This window comes from Microbispora sp. CA-135349 (genome assembly GCF_050947365.1).
GTDB lineage: Bacteria > Actinomycetota > Actinomycetes > Streptosporangiales > Streptosporangiaceae > Microbispora.
Genome location: NZ_CP192001.1, coordinates 7,281,228 through 7,301,498 on the forward strand (window position 1 = coordinate 7,281,228; position 20,271 = coordinate 7,301,498).

Consider the following 20,271-nt stretch of genomic DNA (forward strand, 5'->3'; position numbering starts at 1 on the left):
CGCGCTCCGTGCGATTTTGGGTGACCACCTTACGCGCCGGCTACGGCGCCCCCCGCCCAGGCGCGGGCAGTGATGGGGAGAGGCCGGGCGTCAGCCGTACTTGCCGCTGCCGCAGGCCACCTGGCCGCCGATCATCGAGAAGAGCCCGAACAACGCCATGATCTCGTGGTAGTCGTCCGTCGTGAACTCGGTGTGCCGGGGACCGGCGAGCCGTACGCCGGGCACGATCGAACAGGCCGCTGCGATGGCGGTGGAGTTCCACTCCACGCCCAGCGTGTACGGCGGCTCGACCACGTAGGGCCGGAAATCGGACAGCCTGCCGAGCGCGCGGGCCGCGCCCTCGCGGATGCGGCGCCACGCGACGGCCGGGGGCAGCAGCTCGGCGGAGAACTTGTCGATGCCCTTCTTCACGGCGACCGTCTCGACGTCGCCGAGCAGCTCCCCGGCCTCCTCGCACACCGCCTCGTCGCCGGTGACGAGCGCGACCGGCACGCCCAGCGAGCCCGCGAAGCCCGCCACCAGCCGGGTCTCGCCGCAGATCTCGCCGTTCAGGTAGACGTTCTGGATCTCCTTGCCCATCCACGTGTGGTTGAGCACCCCGTGCTGCACGCCCGCGCGGGCGTGGTAGCCGGCGAAGCAGGCGGCGTCCATGTCGGCCGACAGTCCCTGCCCCATGCGGTGCGGCTTGCCCGGGCCCCTGATCAGGGTGGCCCGCTCGTCCAGCAGGTCGATCCTGAGGTTCTTGGTGGAGCCGTGAGCGTCGTTCACCAGCACGGACCCGGCGCCCGCGTCGAAGGCGCCCTGGACGACCGCGTTGGCGTCCCCGGTCATCAGCTCGCAGCCGCGCTCGTAGCCCCGGCCCCCGAGGTGCATCTCCTCGGGGTCGGTCAGCCCGGTGACCCCCTCCATGTCCACCGACAGGTAGATCTTCATGTCGCCGCCCATGCCTCCACCTGGCGCTGCTCGTCCGCGGTCATGAGTCCGATGGTGTCCCGCATGTACGCGCCGACCTGCTCGCGCCACGGCTCCGGCGTCTCGTCGATGGAGGGCGGGTAACAGCGCTCCATCCAGCGGGTCGACTCCACGGTCGCTCCAAGGTACTCCGCCGCCTTGGCGAACGGCGTCGTCTCGATCCCCGGCACCCGCGCGCAGCCGTACTCGATCGTCTCCTGGCCAGAGTACGGCGGCGGCTGCTGCCAGGCGCGGGCGGGGACCGATCCGGCGGTGAGCGTCGTGCTGAGCGGGCGCCCCTCGATGGCGGCGAGAATCAGCTCCTTGCGCAGGCATTTGCCGCATCTCTGGCAGGGCCCCGACACGTCGCCGCGCAGGCACCAGCGGACCAGATGACCGAGATCGGAGCCCAGCGCCATGCGCATGGTCACCGGCTCGCTCACCCCTCCGACCGGAAGCACCAGCGGGAGCCCCGCCGCCGCGTACAGCCGGGCCCACTTCCCGTGCGCCGCCCACATGGGGTTGTCGGGCGTGTAGCGGTTGACGTACCGGTCGCTGCCGAGCCAGCGCGACCCGATCTCGTAGCCCAGCGCGACACCGCCGAGGTCCAGATCGTCGGCGAGCAGGAGCGCGCCCGCCGTCACCGCGTGGTGCTCGGGAAACCCGGGCCGGGGCCGGCTCAGCACGAACTCCAGGTCCGACTGGACGACGTGGAGCTCCCTGCCGGTCTTGTGGGCGAGCTGTGCCAGCACCTCGGAGCGGTAGTGCGTCCAGCGGTTGGGCACCCGGGGATGGCTGATCCGCTGGAAGTGCACGAACGGCGCGTCGGGGAACATCGCGGCCACGGCCATCGAGTCCGCGCCCCCGCTGTAGGAGATGGCCAGACGTGTGCCGTTCCTGGCGTCCGCCCCGACCGGCCCCGCGTCCACGCCCCACCCCGTACGCAGCGCCTCGGCGAGCCCGGCGGAGATCGGCCGGTCGAACGTCACGTGTCGTCCGGTCCACGGCGCGACCACGGTCCACGCGGCGACCGCGAGCAGGTCGGGATGCACGGACGCGCCGGCGTCCCCGGTCCGCACGTGGCAGGAGTTGGTCCGCAGCTCGATGGGGTGGCCGTCGGTGCAGGCCCCCGTGGTCTCGTCCTCCGCGTCGAGCAGGAAGACCAGCCGCCACACGTCCGCGTCACGCGTCCACTGCACCCGCATGACCGGCTACCCCGCCCTTCCGGGAGCGCCCACCCGCGCCGACAGCTCGTCGATCGCCTGCCAGATGCGCATCTCGCTCTGCAGCAGCGTGTCCACCGCCTCGGCCGTCTCGGTCGCCAGCCGGTGGGCCTCGGCGGCCTTGGGGTCCGGCGTCGCCTTGGGCTGTGGGGCCGCCTTCACGGGCGTCACGGCGGTCCGGCGCAGCCGGTCGACCTCGTCGCGCAGCGCCACGACCTCTCTGCGGAGCATCTGGACCTCCCACAGGGCGTCCTTGAGGTCCTGCCGGTGATCGGGCTTGGTGACGTACCGAGAGTCGAGCCGGGACAGCAGCGCCCGGCGCAGCCGTGACAGGCCCAGCACTCGCAACCGCATCATGAGCCGCCACATTAGCGGCATTTTGGAGCGTTTCTTGACGCAAAATGCAGAGTTGCTCCACGTTGGCTGGGAACTACTTCCGGCCATCTGCCCGGACAGAGGCATCGGACCGGGGGCGCCAGACCAGGGGCGCCGGACTGGGGGAACCGGACCGGGGGAACCGGACCGGGACGCCGGACGCGAGCGCGCCGCGCAATACAGTCTGCGGTTGTGCTTTACGGCAGATCGGTGGAAACGGCCGCGATCGACGACCTGGTCGATCGGGCGCGGAAGGGCTCCGGGGGCGCGCTGGTGCTGCGCGGCGACGCCGGTGTCGGCAAGACGGCGCTGCTCGACCAGGCGGCCACCCGGGGTGGCCCGATGAGAGTGCTCCGGACCACGGGGGTCGAGGCGGAGGCCGATCTGGCGTTCGCCGCCCTCCACCAGTTGCTGCTGCCGGTGGCCGGGCTGCTCGACGCGCTGCCCGGACCGCAGGCCGAGGCCGTACGCGGCGCGCTCGGGCTGGCCCCCGCCGGTTCCGGCGATCGGTTCCTACTGGGGGCCGGGGTGCTGTCGCTGCTGGCCGAGGCCGCCGCGCCCGGCGGGCTGATCTGCGTGGTCGACGACTTTCAGTGGGTGGACCGGCCGTCGGCCGATGCCCTGCTGTTCGCCGCCAGGCGGCTCGGCACCGAGCCGATCGCGATGCCGCTGGCCGTGCGGGGCGACACGCCGGTGAAGGGCCTGCCCGCGTTGGAGATCTCCGGGCTGGCCGAACCGGCGGCCGCCGAGCTGCTCGACGCCGGCTTCACGCTCGCGGCGCCGGTCAGGCGTGGCCTGGTGGCGCTGACCGGGGGTAACCCGCTGGCGTTGCGCGAGACGGCCCGGCTGCTCACTCCCGCCCAGCGGGCCGGCCGGGAACCGCTGCCCGATCCCCTCCCCGGCGGGACCCGGCTCTTCGGCGACCGGGTGGCCGCGCTGAGCGCGGGGGCACGGCTGACGGCCCTGCTCGCGGCGGTCGAGAGCGACCTCGACCTGGTGCTGCGGGCCGCCGGGCGGCTGGGTGCGGGTGAGGCGGCGCTGCCCGAGCTCGAGTCCGCGGGGCTCGCGAGCGTGTCGGGGACGCACGTGCGGTTCCACCATCCGCTGATCCGGTCGGCGGTGTACGAGGCGGCCTCCCCCGCCGCACGCCGCGAGGCGCACGCGGCGCTGGCCGAGGTGTCCGGCGGGGACCGGCGGGCCCGGCATCTGGCCGGGGCAGCGCTCGGCCAGGACGAATCGGTCGCCGCCGCGCTCACGCGGGCCGCGGAACGGGCCCGGGACCGGGGCGGGTACGGCGCCGCCGCCACCGCCCTGACCAGGGCCGCCGAGCTCACCCCCGAACCGCTCGCGCGCGCCGGGCGGCTCAAGGACGCCGCCGTGGCCGCGTGGCTCGGGGGGCGTCCCGGCCAGGCCGAGTCCCTGCTGGCCGAGGCCCGCGAGTTCGCCGGGTCGGACACCGCACTGCTCATGGAGATCGCCCAGCTGCGCGGACGGTTCGAGCTGAACTCCGGCGACGCCGCCGAGGCCGTGCGGATCCTCGCGGCGGGCGACACCCTCGAAATGCTGGCCGACGCCTCGGAGGCGGCCTCCTACGTCGGCGACACGGCGGCCATCGTGGAGATCGGGCGGCGGGCGGCGGCCTTCCCCGAGGGGTTCCTGCGCGACGTGGTCACGGGCATCGGCGCGACGCTCGCCGACGGCAGCGGGCACGACCTGCTCAGGCGGGCCCTCGGCCGTACGGGCGAGCTGCGCGAGGCATCCGAGTTCCTGTGGGCGGCGGCGGCGGCCAGTCATCTGGGCGAGGGCGACCTGTCCGCCGAGCTGGCCGAGCGGGCGGGCCGGGTGGCCAGGGTCTCCGGGATGACGGGTCAGCTGCCCGTCGTGCTGGAGTTCGTCGCCACCGCCGAACGGCTGGCCGGGCGCCTCGCCGAGAGCCGGGCCGTCTCGGAGGAGGGCCTGGAGCTGGCCCGCGAGGCCGGATACGCCAACACCGTGGCCGCGCACCTGGCCAACCTCGCGGCCGTGGCGGCCCTGCGCGGCGAGGAGGAGCCCTGCATCCGGTACGCCAGGGAGGCGCTGGCCATCGCCGTCCCCCATCGCGTGGGCCTGCGCGCCGGGGTCGCCGCCTACGCCCTGGCCATGCTCGACCTGTGCCTGGGCCGGTTCGCCGCCGCGCACGACCGGTTCGCCGCGATCGTCGCCGCCGGTCCCGGAGCCGGGCATCCGACCGTGGTCTGGCGGACCACGCCGGACCGGATCGAGGCCGCCGTCGGCGCGGGCGACGTGGACGCCGCCCGGGAATCGCTGGAGGCGTACGAGCGCTGGTCGGCCCACGCGGGGACGGCCGAGTCCCTGGCGCTGCTCGCCCGGTGCCGCGGCCTGGTCCTGCCGGACGACCGGGCCGTCGAGGCGCTCGGTGAGGCGTCACGCCTGCACGCCAACCCGTTCGAGGCGGCCAGGACGGGGCTGCTGCTGGGCGAGCGGCTGCGCCGTACGCACCGGCCGGCGGAGGCCAGGGCGCATCTGCGCGCGGCGTTCGAGACGTTCCAGCGCGCGGGAGCCGCGCCGTGGGCGCGGCGCGCGTACGGCGAGCTGCGCGCGGCGGGCGAGAGCATCCGGCCGGAGAAGGACGCGCCGCCGGCTCCCGAGGTGGCGCCGGACGTGCGGGGCATGGCGCTGGACGCGCTCACCCCACAGGAACTGCGCATCGCCACCCTGGTGGCGGACGGCGCGACCAGCAAGGAGATCGCCGCCCGGCTGTTCCTCAGCCCGCGCACGGTGGAATACCACCTGTACAAGATCTATCCGAAGCTCGGCATCACCTCACGTACTGAGCTGGCGCGGCTAGTAGTTCTACGGAAGGCGCCGGCGGCGGCGGACGACATGCTTTAGCCCATGCCAAACATCTGGAGCGAAGAGTTCGGGGCCGCGGCCGACGCGCCGATCGTGCTGGTGATGGGTTCGATGTCGCAGGGGATCCTGTGGCCGGACGAGTTCGTCGGGCGGCTCGCCGCCGGCGGCCGGCGCGTGATCCGCTACGACCACCGCGACACCGGGATGTCCGACGTCATCGACTTCGAGAAGGATCCGTACACATGGGACGACATCAAGGACGACGTGCTGCGGGTGATGGACGCGCACGGACTGGACAGCGCGCATCTGGTCTGCCACTCGGCGGGCGGGCTGCTCGGGCAGCTGATCGCGGTGGAGCGGCCGGAGCGCGTGCGGACGCTCACCGTCATCGGCTCGTCGCCGCTCGGCGGCGGTGAGGGCGCGGTGATCATGCGGGCGCTGATGGGCGAGCCGCAGCCCGAGGGCAGCCTGCCCGAGCCCACGCCGGAGTTCGTCGCGTTCTACCGCGAGCTGATCGTCGCGCCGCCGCCGCGCGACCGGCGCGAGCGGATCGAGCGCATGATCGCGGGGGACCGCGTGCTGCACGGCACCGGCCTGCCGTTCGACGAGGACGCCTCACGCAGACTGGCAGAACGCCTGTACGACCGGGCACGGGACCTCGACGCGGCGACCAACCACCGGCTGGCCGCGGCGGCGAAGCCGGACTTCGAGCCGGTGGGCGTCCTGCACCGGATCACGGCGCCCACCCTGGTCGTCGAGGGCACGCACGAGCCCGCCAAGCCGGGCCACGGCGCCCTCATCGCCGAGCGGATCCCCGGCGCCCGGCTGATGACGATCAAGGGAATGGGCCACACCCTGCCGCCGGAGGTGCACGAGGAACTGGCCGGCGCCATCCTCGTGCACACGGCGGCCGGGTGACCGCCCCCGTCACCGGCCGGTGAACTCAGTTGCCGGTGAATTTGGGCCGGCGCTTCTCGGCGAAGGCCGTCATGCCCTCCCGGGCGTCCTGGGTGGCGAACAGGCCCGAGAACTGGAGCCGCTCGATTTCCAGGCCGGTGTCGAGGTCGGTTTCGAGCCCGTGGTCGATCGCGAACTTGGCCGCCCGGACCGCGACGGCCGGTCCCTCGGCGAACGTCGCGGCGAGTTCGAGCGCCGCCGTGTAGACCTCGCCGTCGGGCACCACGCGGTCGACCAGGCCGATGGCGAGCGCCTCGGCGGCGTCCACGTGCCGCCCGGTGAAGATCAGGTCCTTGGCCCGGGCGGGCCCGACGAGCCGGGGCAGGCGCTGGGTCCCGCCCGCGCCGGGGATGATCCCGAGGGTGATCTCCGGCTGGCCGAGCTTCGCGCTCTGCCCGGCCACCCGGAAGTCGGCGCAGAGCGCGAGTTCGCAGCCGCCGCCGAGGGCGTAGCCGGTGATCGCCGCGATCACCGGCTTGCCGATCCGCGCGACGGCGGTGAAGCAGTCCTGCAGGGTGCGCGAGTGCACGGCCATGTCGGCGTAGGACATGACCGCCATCTCCTTGATGTCGGCCCCGGCCGCGAAGACGCGTTCGCCGCCGTAGACGATGACGGCGTGCGTGTTCCGATCGGCGTCCACGAGCCGCGCGGCCTCCGCGATCTCCTCCTGGACCTGCCGGTTCAGCGCGTTCATCTTCGGCCGGTCGAGCCTGATCGTGGCGATGTGCTCGGAGATCTCCACCCTGACGAATTCACCCATGGCCCCACCATAAGGGGGTGATCAGCGCCCGAGCGGGAGGGGCCGCCGGGGGCCGGACGGCGCGGCGGCCGTCGCGGTGGCCGTCACGTCGCGGTAGACCCGCTCGTAGCCCTCGGCCATCACGGGCACGTCGAAGTGCCGGACCACCCGGGCCCGTACGGCCTTCGGGTCCAGCGCGGGGACCGCCTCGATCGCGGCGGGAAGCTCGGCGGGCGTGTCACGCACGTAGCCGGTCGCCCCGTCCACCACGATCTCGGGCACCGCGCCCCGCCGCAGCGCCACCACCGGCGTGCCGCAGGCCATCGCCTCGATCATGACCATGCCGAAGGGCTCGTCCCATAACAAAGGGAGCACCAGGCACCGGGCCCGGGAGAACAGCTCGCTCTTGAGCGGGCCCTCCGCCTCCCCCAGATATTCGACATCGGGCCCGAGCAGCGGCTCCACCCGCTCGCGGAAGTAGGCCCGCTCCGCTTGCCCGGCCTGCCTGCCGACCAGCAGAAGACGGCGCCCCGCCGCCCGCGCCGCCTCGATCGCGAGGTGGGCGCCCTTGTCCGGGCTGAGCCGCCCCAGCCACAGCACCCAGTCGTCCTTGCGCTCCCTGAACGGCCACGCCGCGACGTCCACCGCGTTGTGCACCCGCCCCACCCAGTGCAGATCGGGCGCGTGGGCGCGCTGGGCCGAGGAGACGGCCACGAGGGACACGTCCGAACCGAGGCCCCGGTAGTAGTCGCCGAGCTCCCCGCTCACGTCGTTGTGGCAGGTGACGACCGTCGGCACGAGCCGCCCGGCGGCGGTGAGCGGCCCGGCCAGCGAGTGGTCGTGGACGACGTCCACGTCCAGGCCCCGCAGGAGGCGGGCCGCCTCGGCCGCGTGCACGACTTCCGGGTACGGCTCGCCTATCCGCGCCGACGGCGGCTCGTCGTAGGTCCGCAGATCCACGCGGCGGCCGGCCCCGATGACGGTGACCCGGTGCCCGCGGTCCCGCAGGCCGCGAACCAGACCGGCGACCACCGCCTCGATGCCGCCGTAGGTCCGGGGCGGCACGTCATACCACGGCGGCGCGACCATCCCGACGTAAAGCGCCCCCCGCGGTCCGGCCCTGTCCCCCGCCGGAGCCATCGCTCACCTCCGTACCGCACATCCACCCTCTCACCTGCGCCGACGGTCACAGAACCGGGCCCCGCCCGAGTGCGCCGGCCGTACGCGTGAGCGCCCCCGCCTTTTGTTCCTTTAGCCGGAGGGCGAAATGCCCTCTCCGAAGACGTCGGGAATTCACCGCGCGAGCGGTGGATAGTGGAGGCGACCATCGAAACGGGGGAGCTCTGGCCGTGGATATGACGGAAAAGCTGGCCGGACTGGCGACGCATGTCGAACGGCTGCGAATCGGGACCAGTTCACGTTCGGCGCTCCGCGTCCTGTCCGATGGGCGCACCGGACTGGCTCTCCTCCCCTACATGTCTCCGTATCCGCGGCGGGAATACCTGCACCTGCTGTCCGAGGGACTGCGCCAATTACACCAGGGCATGACCGTCACTCTCGACGCGTACGCGAAATGGGAGCCGGGCGAGTGGGCGGGTTACGCCGAGGCGCTACGGCCGTTCCAGAGGCAGGCACAGCACGCGGCGGATCTCGTCTCGCTCGACGGGGACTCCCGGCGGCTGGCCGAACAGGCGTCCCTGCTGGCATGCCGCCTCATCGAACTGCCGCGCCCGCCGCGTATCCCCTATGAGGCGTTCCGGCGCTTCTTTCGGCACGAGCCGCACGAGATACGGGTTCTCCTCGACTGGGAACGACTGGACCGCCATCACGAAGCGGGCGAGGTGCGGGTGTCGTTGCGGATGCACCGCTCGGACCGGGGGTTCCACGAGGTCTTCGCCCCCTGGTACCACCAGGACCACACACGCCCCGCGGACTTCGGCGAGCCAGGCGCGCGACCATGGCGATTCTCGGAGCTGGCCGCCTGCGACAGGGGACTCAGCCCCACCCATCAGGAGAAGATCCGGCACTTCATCGGTGCGTATCGCGACGACGAGCCCTCCCGGCCGCTTCATCTGTCACTGGCGACCCTCGATCTGCTCAGCGGGCGCTCCCTCGTACTCGACGGAAACCATAGGCTGGCGGCGATTTTGCGCCTCGCCCGGGAATCGCACGAAATCAGAATTTCGGAATTCCGGATATCCGTGCCTCTCAGCCGGGGCCTCCTTCCCGACCTCACCCATTGGCCCACGACCTGACCCGGCCGTCTCCTCATGACCGATTTCCCGTGTTATACATGCATTTCTTGACCTTCGGCGGAGACGACGCCCCACACGTCTCGACGGGAGCGACGGATGCGATTTCGCAGAAGCGGGCACCGGCGTGGGCGAGCCGGAAGTCGGGTGACAGGCCGGAACAGGCACCTCTTATGGGCCGGTAGCACGGTCGCCGCGGGATTGGCCGCTTTCGGGACCTATGCGGGTATCTCCGCTCAGCTTTCCGGGCCCATGTCCTCCGCTCAGGTTCTCTGGACGACGATCGCCTCCCTGGTGGCGGGGGTCTTCGCGTTCCTCACCGCCGCCGGTGGCGGATACGCCGCCCTCACCCGGCGCCCCGCAACGCCCGGCGCCGCGATCGGCGCCGGCACCAGGCGGGTCTGGGGCCGGGTCCCGCCGCGCAACCCCGGTTTCACCAACCGCGACCACGACCTGGGACTCATCCGAACGGCGCTCGCCGGGCGGCCCGACGCGAGAAGCGTCCGCAGCTGCGCTCTCCACGGACTGGGCGGCGTGGGAAAGTCGTCGCTCATGTCCGAGTACGCGCACCGGTACGGCGACGGATACCGGCTCGTCTGGTGGGTGCGCGCGGAGCAGCAGGCGTCCCTCGCGGGCGACCTGGCCCGCCTGCTCGGCATCCTCATCGGCGACGCCGAGTACGACGGCACGGACGTGTTCTCCCGCCTCACTCAGGAACTACGGCAATGGGAGCCGTGGCTGATCATGTTCGACAACGCTCCGGACGTGGGCTCGCTCCGCGAGTCGTGGCCGGAGGTGGGCGACGGCCACATCCTGGTGACATCCCGGTCCTCTCAGTGGGAGGAACTGGCCGACGAGACGTTCTGCGTGGAGGTGCTCAGCCAGGACCACGCGGTCGCGCTGCTGCGCCGGCGCGTGGCCGCCGCCGACACCCGATCGGCCTCCGAAGTGGCCGAGCGGCTCGGATGCCTGCCCCTCGCCCTGGTCCAGGCCGCCTCCTACGTGTCGCAGACGAGCACCACCCTCGCCCACTACGCCGATCTCATCGAACGGCGCACGGGGGCGGTCTTCGCCGCCACGCCGCCCTCGGACTACAACGCCACCATCGCCACCACGTGGTCGATGTCGATCGATCAGGCGGCGGCCCTCGCGCCCGGTGCCAGGGCTCTGCTCGCGTTCTGTTCCTTCATGGCCCCCGAGGCGATCCCGCGCGACCTCCCCGGTGATCCGGCGACCATCGGCTGCCGCCACCACCTGCGGGAGCTCGCCGCCGACCAGATCGCCTACGATCTCGCGGTCGCCGCGCTCAACAGGTACTCGCTGCTGACCGCGGACACCCGGTATCTGTCGATGCATCGCCTCGTGCAGCTCACCGTGCGCGCCAGCCTGGACGAGACGGAGCGGCGGGCCTGGGCGGAGACCACGGTGAAGACGCTGAACGCGGCCTTCCCCGGCACGCCGAGGGACAGATCGTGCTGGGGCCGGTGCGCCGAGCTCATGCCGCACGCGCTGTCCGCGGCCGAACACGCGAGGGCGGCGGGCGTCGGGGAGCCGACCGGGGAGCTGCTCCTGCGGGCCGGGGTCTACCTCGCCAAGCGCAGCTTCCTCACCTCCTCGCTGGAGGTGCTGCGGTCGGCTCTCGAGCACCTGGAGAACACCCGGGGACACGAGAGCGTCGACGTCGCCGAGACGTGCGGAGAGCTCGCCCGCGTCCAGCACCGGCGCGCGGATCTGGCGGATGCCCTGCTCTTCTGCCAGAGAGCGGTGAAAATCAAGGAGAAGCGGCTCGGACCGGCCTCCACCGATCTGACCGACGACCTCGTCCGTCTCAGCACCACCCTGATGGAGCTGTCCAGATTGCAGGAGGCGGAGGACACGCTCAACCGGGCGCTGTCACTCGTTGAGCAGTCGGCCGGCCCGGAAAGCCGGCCTCTCGTGCCGTTGCTCGGTCGTCTTTCCTATCTCCGGCGGAGGCAGGGCCGGTTCGGCAGCGCGCTCTCGTACGCGCAGCGGCAACTGGAAGTGGAGAGCGCCCTGCCCGACCCCGATCAGGCCACGATCGCGGATGCCCACTACCGAATCGGCGACGCGCTCGTCCTGATCGGCGACTTCGCCGCCGCCCTCGACCATCACCTGGCCGCGTACGAGATCTTCCTGCGGCTCCATGGGCAGGGCGCTTTCGACGTGCTCAAGACCGAACAGCTGCTGAGCGACTGCTACCTGGAGCTGGCCGATCCCCGCAGGGCCGTCGAGCTGGCACGCGCCGCCGTCGACGGGCTGGCGACACTGCACGGTTTCGACCACCCCGACAAGGCCGCCGCCCTCCGAAGCCTCGGCACCGCCCTGGTGGTCCGGGGCCGGGCCAAGGAGGCCGAGGGACACCTGCGCGCGTCTTCGGCCATATACGAGCGTTTCTACGGCGAGGACCATCCCTATGTCGCCGAGGCCCTGGTGCCCCTCGCGCTGGCCGAGATCAGGCAGGGCCGCCTCCAGCACGCCGAGCAGACGCTCCGGCGTGCCGAGGACATCGTGACCGTCAGGTACGCGGCGGACCACCCCGCGATGGCACCCGTCCTGCGGGCACTCGCCACCCTCCACCGCGCCCGGACGGAACCGGCGGACGCCGGGGAACTGGAGGCACGGGCGGAGGCGATTCTCGAGGTGGCACGGCACTCCTGACGCGGCGGATCGCCGGCCCGTGGAAGGCCGGCGATCCGCGTAACGGATCAGCGCAGGGTGCCGTTGGTCATGCCGACCGGCTCCTCCGGGACGGTGATGAGGCCGAGCTCCGCCACGGACGCCATCAGCGGGTGGGACGGGACCACACGCACGCTGTAGCCGAAGGCCCCCGTGCGGTCCAGCGGCAGGACGCCGGTGTAGTACGCCCGGCCGTCGTCGCCCACCGAGTCGATTTTCAGCGTGACGTAGCCGGGTGACAGCAGCTCGTCGTGTGCGCCCACCCGGCCGTAGGCGGCCTGGACCCGGACGTCCTCGGGCGACAGCTCGCCGAGGGCGATCGTGGCCCGAAGCTCCAGCCGGGCCCCCAGCTCGGGGGTGTCCCCCACGCCGGTCGCCTCGACGTGCTCGACCCGTACGCCCGGCCACGCCTTGGCCACGCGCAGCTTCCAGGCCGCGAACACCCGGGCGTCGCCGTAGCCGCCGGCCGCGAGCGCGCGGGCGGAGGCCGCCGCCGGGGTGTACAGCTCGGTGACGTAGTCGTGCAGCATGCGCCCGGCCAGCACCTTCGGCCCGAGTGAGCTCAGCGTGTGCTTGACCATCTCCAGCCAGCGCCGGGGCAGGCCGTCGACGGCCCGGTCGTAGAAACGGTCGGCGACCTCGCGCTCGATGAGGTCGTACAGCGCCGTCGCCTCCAGGTCGTCGCGGCGCTCGGGGTCGTCCACGCCGTCGGCGCTGGGGATCGCCCAGCCGTTGTTGCCGTCGTACCACTCGTCCCACCATCCGTCGCGGATGGACAGGTTGAGGCCGCCGTTGAGCGCCGCCTTCATGCCGGACGTGCCGCACGCCTCCAGCGGGCGCAGCGGGTTGTTCATCCACACGTCGGAGCCCGTCACCATGAGCTGCCCGAGCGCCATGTCGTAGTCGGGCAGGAAGACGATGCGGTGCCGCACGTCCTCGGAGTCGGCGAAGCGGACGATCTGCTGGATGAGCTTCTTGCCGCCCTCGTCGGCCGGGTGCGCCTTGCCCGCGATGACGATCTGCACCGGCTTGTCCGGGTCGAGCAGCAGCCTGCGGAGCCGGTCGGGCTGGGAGAGCATGAGGGTCAGGCGCTTGTAGGAGGGCACCCGCCGGGCGAAGCCGATCGTCAGCACGTCCGGGTCGAGCGCCTCCTCCACCCAGCCCAGCTCGGCCTCGCTGGCGCCGCGCTGCCGCCACGACTTGCGCAGCCGCCGGCGCGCCTCCTCGACCAGGCGGGCGCGCAGCTTGGCGCGGATGCCCCAGATGTCGGCGTCGGAGAGCTTCTGCACGCTCTCCCAGCCCTGCGCCTTGTCGATCAGCGACGGCAGCTCCTCGCCGGCGAGCTCCATCATCTCCCGGCCGACCCACGTCGGGGCGTGGACGCCGTTGGTGATCGAGCCGATCGGCACCTCGTCCACGTCGAAGCCCGGCCACAGGCCCTGGAACATCTCCCGGCTGACGTGGCCGTGCAGCTCGGACACGCCGTTGACCCGCTGGGCCAGCCGCATGCCCATGACGGCCATGTTGAAGACCGACTTGTCGGCGTCGGGACCGTCCGGCTCGGCGCCGAGCTCCAGAATGCGGTCCACCGACACCGTCGGCCAGGCGTTCGACCCGCCGAACTGCCGGGCGATCATCTCGGCCGGGAACCGGTCGATGCCGGCGGGGACCGGCGTGTGGGTGGTGAACACGGTCCCGGCGCGTACGGCCTCCAGGGCCTCCTCGAACGACAGCCGGGCCTCGGTGAGCTCGCGGATGCGCTCCAGGCCGAGGAAACCGGCGTGGCCCTCGTTGGTGTGGAACACCTCGGGCTCGGGGTGGCCGGTGATCCGGCAGTAGGCCCGGATGGCGCGTACGCCGCCGATGCCGAGCAGCAGCTCCTGCATCAGGCGGTGGTCGCCGCCCCCGCCGTACAGGCGGTCGGTCACGTCGCGCGCGACCGTGTCGTTCTCGGCGACGTCGGAGTCGAGCAGGAGCAGCGGAACCCGGCCGACCTGGGCCACCCAGATCTGGGCGTGCAGGACGCGCCCCTCCGGCAGGCCGATCTTGATGCGGGCCGGTGCGCCGTCCTCCTCCTTGAGCAGGGTGAGCGGCAGGCCGCCCGGGTCGAGGGAGGGGTAGTGCTCCAGCTGCCAGCCCTCGGCGGACAGCGACTGGGTGAAGTAGCCGTGCCGGTAGAGCAGGCCGACGCCGAGGATCGGCACACCGAGGTCGCTGGCGGCCTTCAGGTGGTCGCCGGCGAGGATGCCGAGGCCGCCGGAATACTGCGGCAGGGCGGCGGAGATGCCGTATTCGGGGGAGAAGTAGCCGATCGCCCTGGGTGCGTCCTCGAGCGACTGGTACCAGCGGGGGGCGGTCATGTACTCGCGCAGGTCGTCGGCGGCGTCGGCCAGGCGGCGCAGGAAGCGCCGGTCCTGGGCGAGCTCGCGCAGCCTGTCGGCCTCGACCGCGCCGAGCAGCGCGACGGGGTCGTGATCGACACGCTCCCAGACCTCGGGATCCACCTCGGCGAACAGGTCCATGGTCTCCGGGTGCCAGGACCATCGGAGGTTGTGAACCAACTCGCCCAGAGGTGCGAGCTGTGAGGGAAGAACGGTTCGGACAGTGAACCTGCGGATAGCTCTCACGGGGCCAGACCCTAGTTACTCAGCGCCACGATGCGCGACCGAATCAAACTTGTCGTACTGCGATGCCAGTTATCGAACGCTCTCACCACCATCAAACCGGTTCAAACCTCACCAAAGTACCCTTGACCTGGTGATGTCCGCGCCGGGCGACGATGGCCGGCACGAGATGATCGATCTCCTGGGAAGGCCGTCCCAAACACGGCGGGCGGTCTTTCAATCGACAGGGGTAAGAGTGGACTATTAGGGCAACCCCTGTAAGGACGAGAGAAGGACCGCGGCCAGCGGAGTCCGTCGTCTCGTGCTGCCCGCCTGACCACAGATGTTCCTGCCCCGCAAGCCCCGGCGGCACCCGGTGTGCCGCCCCCGAATACGAAGTGACGATGATCGGACGCATTCCCATCCAGGACATCCAGCCCGTCGTCGACTGCGGCCAGTGGCCCGCCAAGGCCGCCGCGGGAGAGACCTTCGAGATCAGCGCGACCGTGTTCCGCGAGGGACACGACGCGGTCGCCGCCGGCGTCGTGCTGATCGACCCGAGCGGCAAGCCGGGCAGGATGATGCCCATGCGCGAGGTGGCGCCGGGCACCGACCGGTGGAGCGTGGAGGTGACGCTGCCCGCCGAGGGCCTGTGGCAGTTCCGGGTCGAGGCGTGGAGCGACCCGATCGCCACGTGGATGCACGACGCGGGGATCAAGATTCCCCGCAACCTGGACGCCGACCTCATGTGCGAGGAGGGCGCCCGGCTGTTCGATCGGGCGGCAAAGGGCGTGCGGGCGGCGGACTGCGTGGTGACGGAGGCGGGCGGCGCCTGTGGGCACCGGGCCGCGCTGCTGGCCCTCGCGGCCCGCCTGCGGGACGAGGCGGTGGATCCCCGGGCGCGCTTCGCGGTGACCCAGCTGCCCGAGACCGCCGCGCTGATCGCCGCGCACCCGCTGCGCGACCTGCTCACCCGCTCCGGCCGCAACCGCGTCAGGGTGGACCGGCGGCGGGCGCTGTTCGGCTCGTGGTACGAGTTCTTCCCCCGGTCCGAGGGGGCCGTGGTGGGAGAGGAGGGCGTCGCGCCCAAGTCGGGGACGTTCAGGACGGCGGCCAAGCGACTCCCGGCGATCGCCCAGATGGGCTTCGACGTGGTCTACCTGCCCCCGATCCACCCGATCGGGGCCCAGTTCCGCAAGGGCCGCAACAACACCCTGACCCCCGACCAGTACGACCCCGGGTCGCCCTGGGCCATCGGCGGCCAGGAGGGCGGGCACGACGCCATCCACCCCGACCTGGGCACGATCGAGGACTTCGACGTGTTCGTCGCCAAGGCGCGCGAGCTGGGCATGGAGATCGCCCTCGACCTCGCGCTCCAGTGCTCGCCGGACCACCCCTGGGTCAAGGAGCACCCGGAGTGGTTCAACATCCGGGCCGACGGCTCGATCGCGTACGCCGAGAACCCGCCGAAGAAGTACCAGGACATCTACCCCCTGAACTTCGACAAGGATCCCGAGGGGATCTACGCGGAGGTCAAGCGGGTGGTCCGCCACTGGATGGACCACGGCGTGCGGATCTTCCGGGTGGACAACCCGCACACCAAGCCGGTCCGGTTCTGGGAGCGGCTGCTGTCCGACATCAACTCGACCGACCCGGACGTGCTGTTCCTCGCCGAGGCGTTCACCCGCCCGGCCATGCTGCAGACCCTCGCCAAGATCGGCTTCCACCAGTCGTACACGTACTTCACCTGGCGCAACTCCAAGCCGGAAGTCGAGGAGTACCTGCGGGAGCTGTCCCACGAGACCTCGCACTACCTGCGGCCGAACCTCTTCGTCAACACGCCCGACATCCTGCACGAGTACCTCCAGCACGGGGGCGTGCCGGCGTTCGAGATCCGGGCCGTTCTGGCCGCCTTGATGGCGCCTACATGGGGTGTGTACTCCGGGTACGAGCTGGCCGAGAACGTCCCGGTGCGTCCGGGCAGCGAGGAGTACCTCGACAGCGAGAAGTACCAGTACAGGCCGCGTGACTGGGCGGAGGCGGAGCGTGAGGGCCGCAGCCTTGCCCCGATCATTACCCAGCTCAATTTGTTGAGAAGAGCACACCCGGCGCTCCAGGAATTGCGTAACCTACGGTTTCACAACGTCGACCAGCCGGACGTGATCTGCTTCTCCAAGCGGCTGCCCGGCGCCTATGACACGGCCACACGACGGCACGGACTAGGCGATGTGGTGCTGGCCGTCGTCAATCTGGATCCACACAACACACACGAGGCGACGGTCCGGCTCGACATGCCGGCCCTCGGTCTCGACTGGCATGCCGAGTTCGTCGTGGACGACCAACTGTCGGGCGAGTCGTACCGCTGGGGGCAGGCGAACTACGTGCGCCTCGATCCGCACGTCCATCCCGCACACATTCTCACGCTCCGCCACGGGTCAGCGCACCGCCCGTGAGCGCAGCTCGGCACATCCGGGGAGTCAAAAGGTGAGCTCGACGACACCTCCGCCCAGTCACACACAGCCCAGCCACACGCAGCCCGTCCCGAACACCTTCACCGAGGAGGAACCACGGGACAAGTACTGGTACAAGCGGGCTGTCTTCTACGAGGTGCTTATCCGCGGTTTCGCCGACTCGAACGGCGACGGCACCGGCGACATCCGCGGCCTCATCGAGAAGCTGGACTACCTCCAGTGGCTCGGCATCGACTGTCTGTGGCTGCTCCCGCTGTACGAGTCCCCTCTGAAGGACGGCGGGTACGACATCTCGGACTATATGAAGATCCTCCCGGACTTCGGTGACCTGGGCGACTTTGTCAGACTGGTCGACGAGGCGCACAAGCGGGGCATCCGGGTCATCGCCGACCTGGTCATGAACCACACCAGCGACCAGCACCCGTGGTTCCAGGCGTCCCGCAACGACCCCGAGGGCCCGTACGGCGACTTCTACGTCTGGCGCGACACGGACGAGGAGTACAAGGACGCCCGGATCATCTTCATCGACACCGAGGCGTCCAACTGGACCTTCGACCCCGTCCGGGGGCAGTACTACTGGCACCGGTTCTTCCACCACCAGCCGGATCTCAACTTCGAGAACCCGGCGGTGCAGGACGCGATGATGGAGGTCATCCGCTTCTGGCTCGACCTCGGCATCGACGGGTTCCGCCTCGACGCGATCCCGTACCTGTTCGAGCAGGAGGACACCAACTGCGAGAACCTGCCGGCGACCCACGCGTACCTGAAGCGGGTGCGGGCCGAGGTGGACCGCATCTACCCCGACCGGGTGCTGCTGGCCGAGGCCAACCAGTGGCCGGCCGACGTGGTGGAGTACTTCGGCGACCCGGTCACCGGCGGCGACGAGTGCCACATGGCCTTCCACTTCCCGCTGATGCCGCGCATCTTCATGGCGGTGCGGCGGGAGTCGCGCTACCCGATCTCGGAGATCATGGCCCAGACGCCGAAGATCCCCGAGAACTGCCAGTGGGGCATCTTCCTGCGCAACCACGACGAGCTCACGCTCGAGATGGTCACCGACGAAGAGCGCGACTACATGTACTCCGAGTACGCCAAGGACCCCCGCATGCGGGCCAACGTCGGCATCCGCCGCCGGCTGGCGACGCTGCTGGACAACGACCGCAACCAGATCGAGTTGTTCACCGCGCTGCTGCTCAGCCTGCCCGGATCGCCGGTCATGTACTACGGCGACGAGATCGGCATGGGCGACAACATCTGGCTCGGCGACCGGGACGGCGTCCGCACGCCGATGCAGTGGACGCCCGACCGCAACGCGGGCTTCTCGAACTGCGACCCCGGCCGGCTCTACCTACCGGTGATCATGGACCCGATCTACGGGTACCAGGCGATCAACGTCGAGGCACAGCAGAAGAGCGCCAGCTCGCTGCTCCACTTCACCAAGCGGATGATCGAGATCCGCAAGCGTCACCCGGTGTTCGGCCTCGGCGAGTTCACCGAGCTGAACTCGTCCAACCCGAGCGTGCTCGCGTTCGTACGGGAGCTGGGCGACGACCGGGTCCTGTGCGTCAACAACCTGTCGCGCTTCCCCCAGCCGGTCGAGCTCGACCTGCGCAGGTTCGAGGGATCCACGCCGGTCGAGTGCATGGGCGGAGTTCCTTTTCCCCCGATCGGTGAGCTTCCGTATCTTTTGACGCTCCCTGGGCATGGGTTCTATTGGTTCACACTGCCCGTCACGCACAGGACGGCCGGCACCAAGGAGGAGTGACGACTTCACTGCAGGGGCTCCTCGCCGGCTGGATCACCGGACAACGGTGGTTCGCCGGCAAGGGGCGCGCCATCGACGACCTGTCCATCGACTCGGAGATCGAGATCGTCGCGGGAGACCCGGCGCTGCTCCATCTGATCGTGTGCGTGCGCCAGGGGGACCGCCGCACGCGCTACCAGATTCCGGTCGGGCTGCGCGAGCACCTGCCCGACCGGCTCGGCCACGTGCGGATTGGCGCCTGCCGCCGGGACGACCGCGAGGTCGAGGTGTACGACGCGCTGCACGACTCCGCCCTGACCGGGCACCTGCTGGAGGGGATGGCCGGCGACCGCCGGTTCGACGGCCTCGGCTTCCATCTCGCGCACGGGGCGGAGATCGACACCTCGCAACGCAGCCTCGTGCTGACCGCCGAGCAGTCGAACACCTCGCTGGTGTACGGCGACAAGTACATATTCAAGCTGTTCCGCCAGCTCAGCCCGGGGATCAACCCCGAGCTGGAGATCATCACGGCCCTCGCCGACGCGGGCTCGGCCCAGGTGGCCAGGCCGTACGGATGGATCGAAACCGAGCTCCAGGGCGAGCGGACCACGTTGGCGATCATGCAGGAGTACCTGCAGAACGCCAACGAGGGCTGGTCCATGGCCCTCACCAGCGTCCGCGATCTCTACGCGTGCCCGGAGGACATGCCGGCGGAGGACGCCGGCGGCGACTTCGCGGGCGAGGCTCGACGGCTCGGGCTGGCCACCGCGCAGGTCCACCGCGAGCTCGCGCGGGCCTTCCCGACGGGGACGATCGAGCCGCCCGAGATCAAGCGGATGACCGAGCGGTTCCGCCGCCGTCTGGACAAGGCGGTCGCCGAGGTGCCGCGTCTCGGCGAGCACGCCGCCGTGGCCGCCGAGGCGTTCGACCGGCTGTCCGATCTCGGCCACGAGATCCCGGTGCAGCGGGTGCACGGCGACTATCACCTCGGCCAGGTCATGCGCACCATGACCGACTGGGTGGTGCTCGACTTCGAGGGAGAGCCGGGGCAGCCGCTGGCCGAGCGCCGGGCGCTCGACTCGCCGTTGCGGGACGTGGCGGGCATGCTGCGCTCGTTCGACTACGCCGCCCGGCACCTGCTGGCCGACCGCCCCGACGCCGAGAGCCTGGAGAACCGGGCCAGGGAGTGGTCGGAGCGCAACCGCGCCGCGTTTCTGGCCGGCTATTCGGAGGGTGGCGGGCGCATCCGCGGCGACGACGCGGTGCTGCTGCGCGCGCTGGAACTGAGCAAGGCGGTGTACGAGGTCGTCTACGAGGCGCGTAACCGCCCCTCGTGGCTGCCCATCCCAATCGCGGCGTTCCGCTGACAAGATCAGAGTGTTCTGAGGGACACATCGAGGGCAGGT

13 protein-coding genes are annotated in these 20,271 nt (G+C 71.1%); 7 read left to right on the plus strand and 6 right to left on the minus strand.

Going from position 1 to position 20,271, the window contains the following annotated elements:
* Window positions 1–90: 90 nt before the first annotated feature.
* The 3 genes from ACQPZZ_RS33570 to ACQPZZ_RS33580 are packed head-to-tail and all read right to left on the minus strand — an operon-like array spanning window position 91 to window position 2,531.
* Window positions 91–945, minus strand: a complete 855-nt coding sequence (locus ACQPZZ_RS33570; RefSeq protein WP_363643898.1) for a M55 family metallopeptidase — start codon at window positions 943–945, stop codon at window positions 91–93.
* Complete coding sequence (locus ACQPZZ_RS33575; protein WP_432925716.1) at window positions 930–2,156, minus strand: DUF6395 domain-containing protein; 1,227 nt, start codon at window positions 2,154–2,156, stop codon at window positions 930–932. The genes ACQPZZ_RS33570 and ACQPZZ_RS33575 overlap by 16 nt, the downstream gene beginning before the upstream one ends.
* 6 nt (window positions 2,157–2,162) lie before the next feature.
* Window positions 2,163–2,531, minus strand: coding sequence for a hypothetical protein (locus ACQPZZ_RS33580; protein ID WP_363643894.1), 369 nt, complete (start codon window positions 2,529–2,531; stop codon window positions 2,163–2,165).
* Window positions 2,532–2,741: 210 nt separating this feature from the next.
* Here ACQPZZ_RS33580 and ACQPZZ_RS33585 point away from each other — a divergent pair, with 210 nt between their 5' ends.
* Both ACQPZZ_RS33585 and ACQPZZ_RS33590 read left to right on the plus strand, forming a co-directional pair.
* Window positions 2,742–5,441, plus strand: coding sequence for a LuxR C-terminal-related transcriptional regulator (locus ACQPZZ_RS33585; protein WP_432925718.1), 2,700 nt, complete (start codon window positions 2,742–2,744; stop codon window positions 5,439–5,441).
* Window positions 5,442–5,444: 3 nt separating this feature from the next.
* Entirely contained in the window at window positions 5,445–6,320 is an 876-nt protein-coding gene (locus tag ACQPZZ_RS33590) for an alpha/beta fold hydrolase (protein ID WP_432925720.1), read from the plus strand.
* A 25-nt stretch (window positions 6,321–6,345) separates the two neighbouring features.
* Here ACQPZZ_RS33590 and ACQPZZ_RS33595 read toward each other — a convergent pair whose 3' ends face one another.
* Window positions 6,346–7,119, minus strand: coding sequence for an enoyl-CoA hydratase/isomerase family protein (locus tag ACQPZZ_RS33595; RefSeq protein ID WP_432925722.1), 774 nt, complete (start codon window positions 7,117–7,119; stop codon window positions 6,346–6,348).
* A 21-nt stretch (window positions 7,120–7,140) separates the two neighbouring features.
* Complete coding sequence (locus tag ACQPZZ_RS33600) at window positions 7,141–8,238, minus strand: glycosyltransferase family 4 protein (RefSeq protein WP_432925724.1); 1,098 nt, start codon at window positions 8,236–8,238, stop codon at window positions 7,141–7,143.
* A gap of 215 nt (window positions 8,239–8,453) precedes the next feature.
* Between ACQPZZ_RS33600 and ACQPZZ_RS33605 the strand changes: the two genes are divergently transcribed.
* Both ACQPZZ_RS33605 and fxsT read left to right on the plus strand, forming a co-directional pair.
* Window positions 8,454–9,353 carry a hypothetical protein gene (locus ACQPZZ_RS33605; protein ID WP_432925726.1) on the plus strand — a complete coding sequence of 300 codons (900 nt, stop codon included), beginning with the start codon at window positions 8,454–8,456 and terminating at the stop codon, window positions 9,351–9,353.
* Window positions 9,354–9,602: 249 nt separating this feature from the next.
* The gene (gene fxsT, locus ACQPZZ_RS33610) at window positions 9,603–12,029 is read left to right on the plus strand and encodes an FxSxx-COOH system tetratricopeptide repeat protein (RefSeq protein ID WP_432925728.1); all 2,427 of its coding nucleotides are present in this window, start codon (window positions 9,603–9,605) and stop codon (window positions 12,027–12,029) included.
* A 47-nt stretch (window positions 12,030–12,076) separates the two neighbouring features.
* Here the strand turns inward: fxsT and glgP are convergent, their stop codons facing one another.
* On the minus strand, window positions 12,077–14,674 hold the full coding sequence (gene glgP / locus ACQPZZ_RS33615; RefSeq protein WP_432925730.1) for an alpha-glucan family phosphorylase: 2,598 nt from the start codon (window positions 14,672–14,674) through the stop codon (window positions 12,077–12,079).
* A gap of 380 nt (window positions 14,675–15,054) precedes the next feature.
* Here glgP and ACQPZZ_RS33620 point away from each other — a divergent pair, with 380 nt between their 5' ends.
* The 3 genes from ACQPZZ_RS33620 to ACQPZZ_RS33630 are packed head-to-tail and all read left to right on the plus strand — an operon-like array spanning window position 15,055 to window position 20,232.
* Complete coding sequence (locus tag ACQPZZ_RS33620; RefSeq protein WP_432925732.1) at window positions 15,055–17,103, plus strand: alpha-1,4-glucan--maltose-1-phosphate maltosyltransferase; 2,049 nt, start codon at window positions 15,055–15,057, stop codon at window positions 17,101–17,103.
* Between the two features lie 31 nt (window positions 17,104–17,134).
* Complete coding sequence (treS, locus tag ACQPZZ_RS33625) at window positions 17,135–18,886, plus strand: maltose alpha-D-glucosyltransferase (protein WP_432925734.1); 1,752 nt, start codon at window positions 17,135–17,137, stop codon at window positions 18,884–18,886.
* Window positions 18,883–20,232 (plus strand): maltokinase N-terminal cap-like domain-containing protein, encoded by a 1,350-nt coding sequence (locus ACQPZZ_RS33630; protein WP_432925736.1) that lies wholly within the window; start codon window positions 18,883–18,885, stop codon window positions 20,230–20,232. The genes treS and ACQPZZ_RS33630 overlap by 4 nt, the downstream gene beginning before the upstream one ends.
* The last annotated feature ends 39 nt before the right edge of the window (window positions 20,233–20,271 follow it).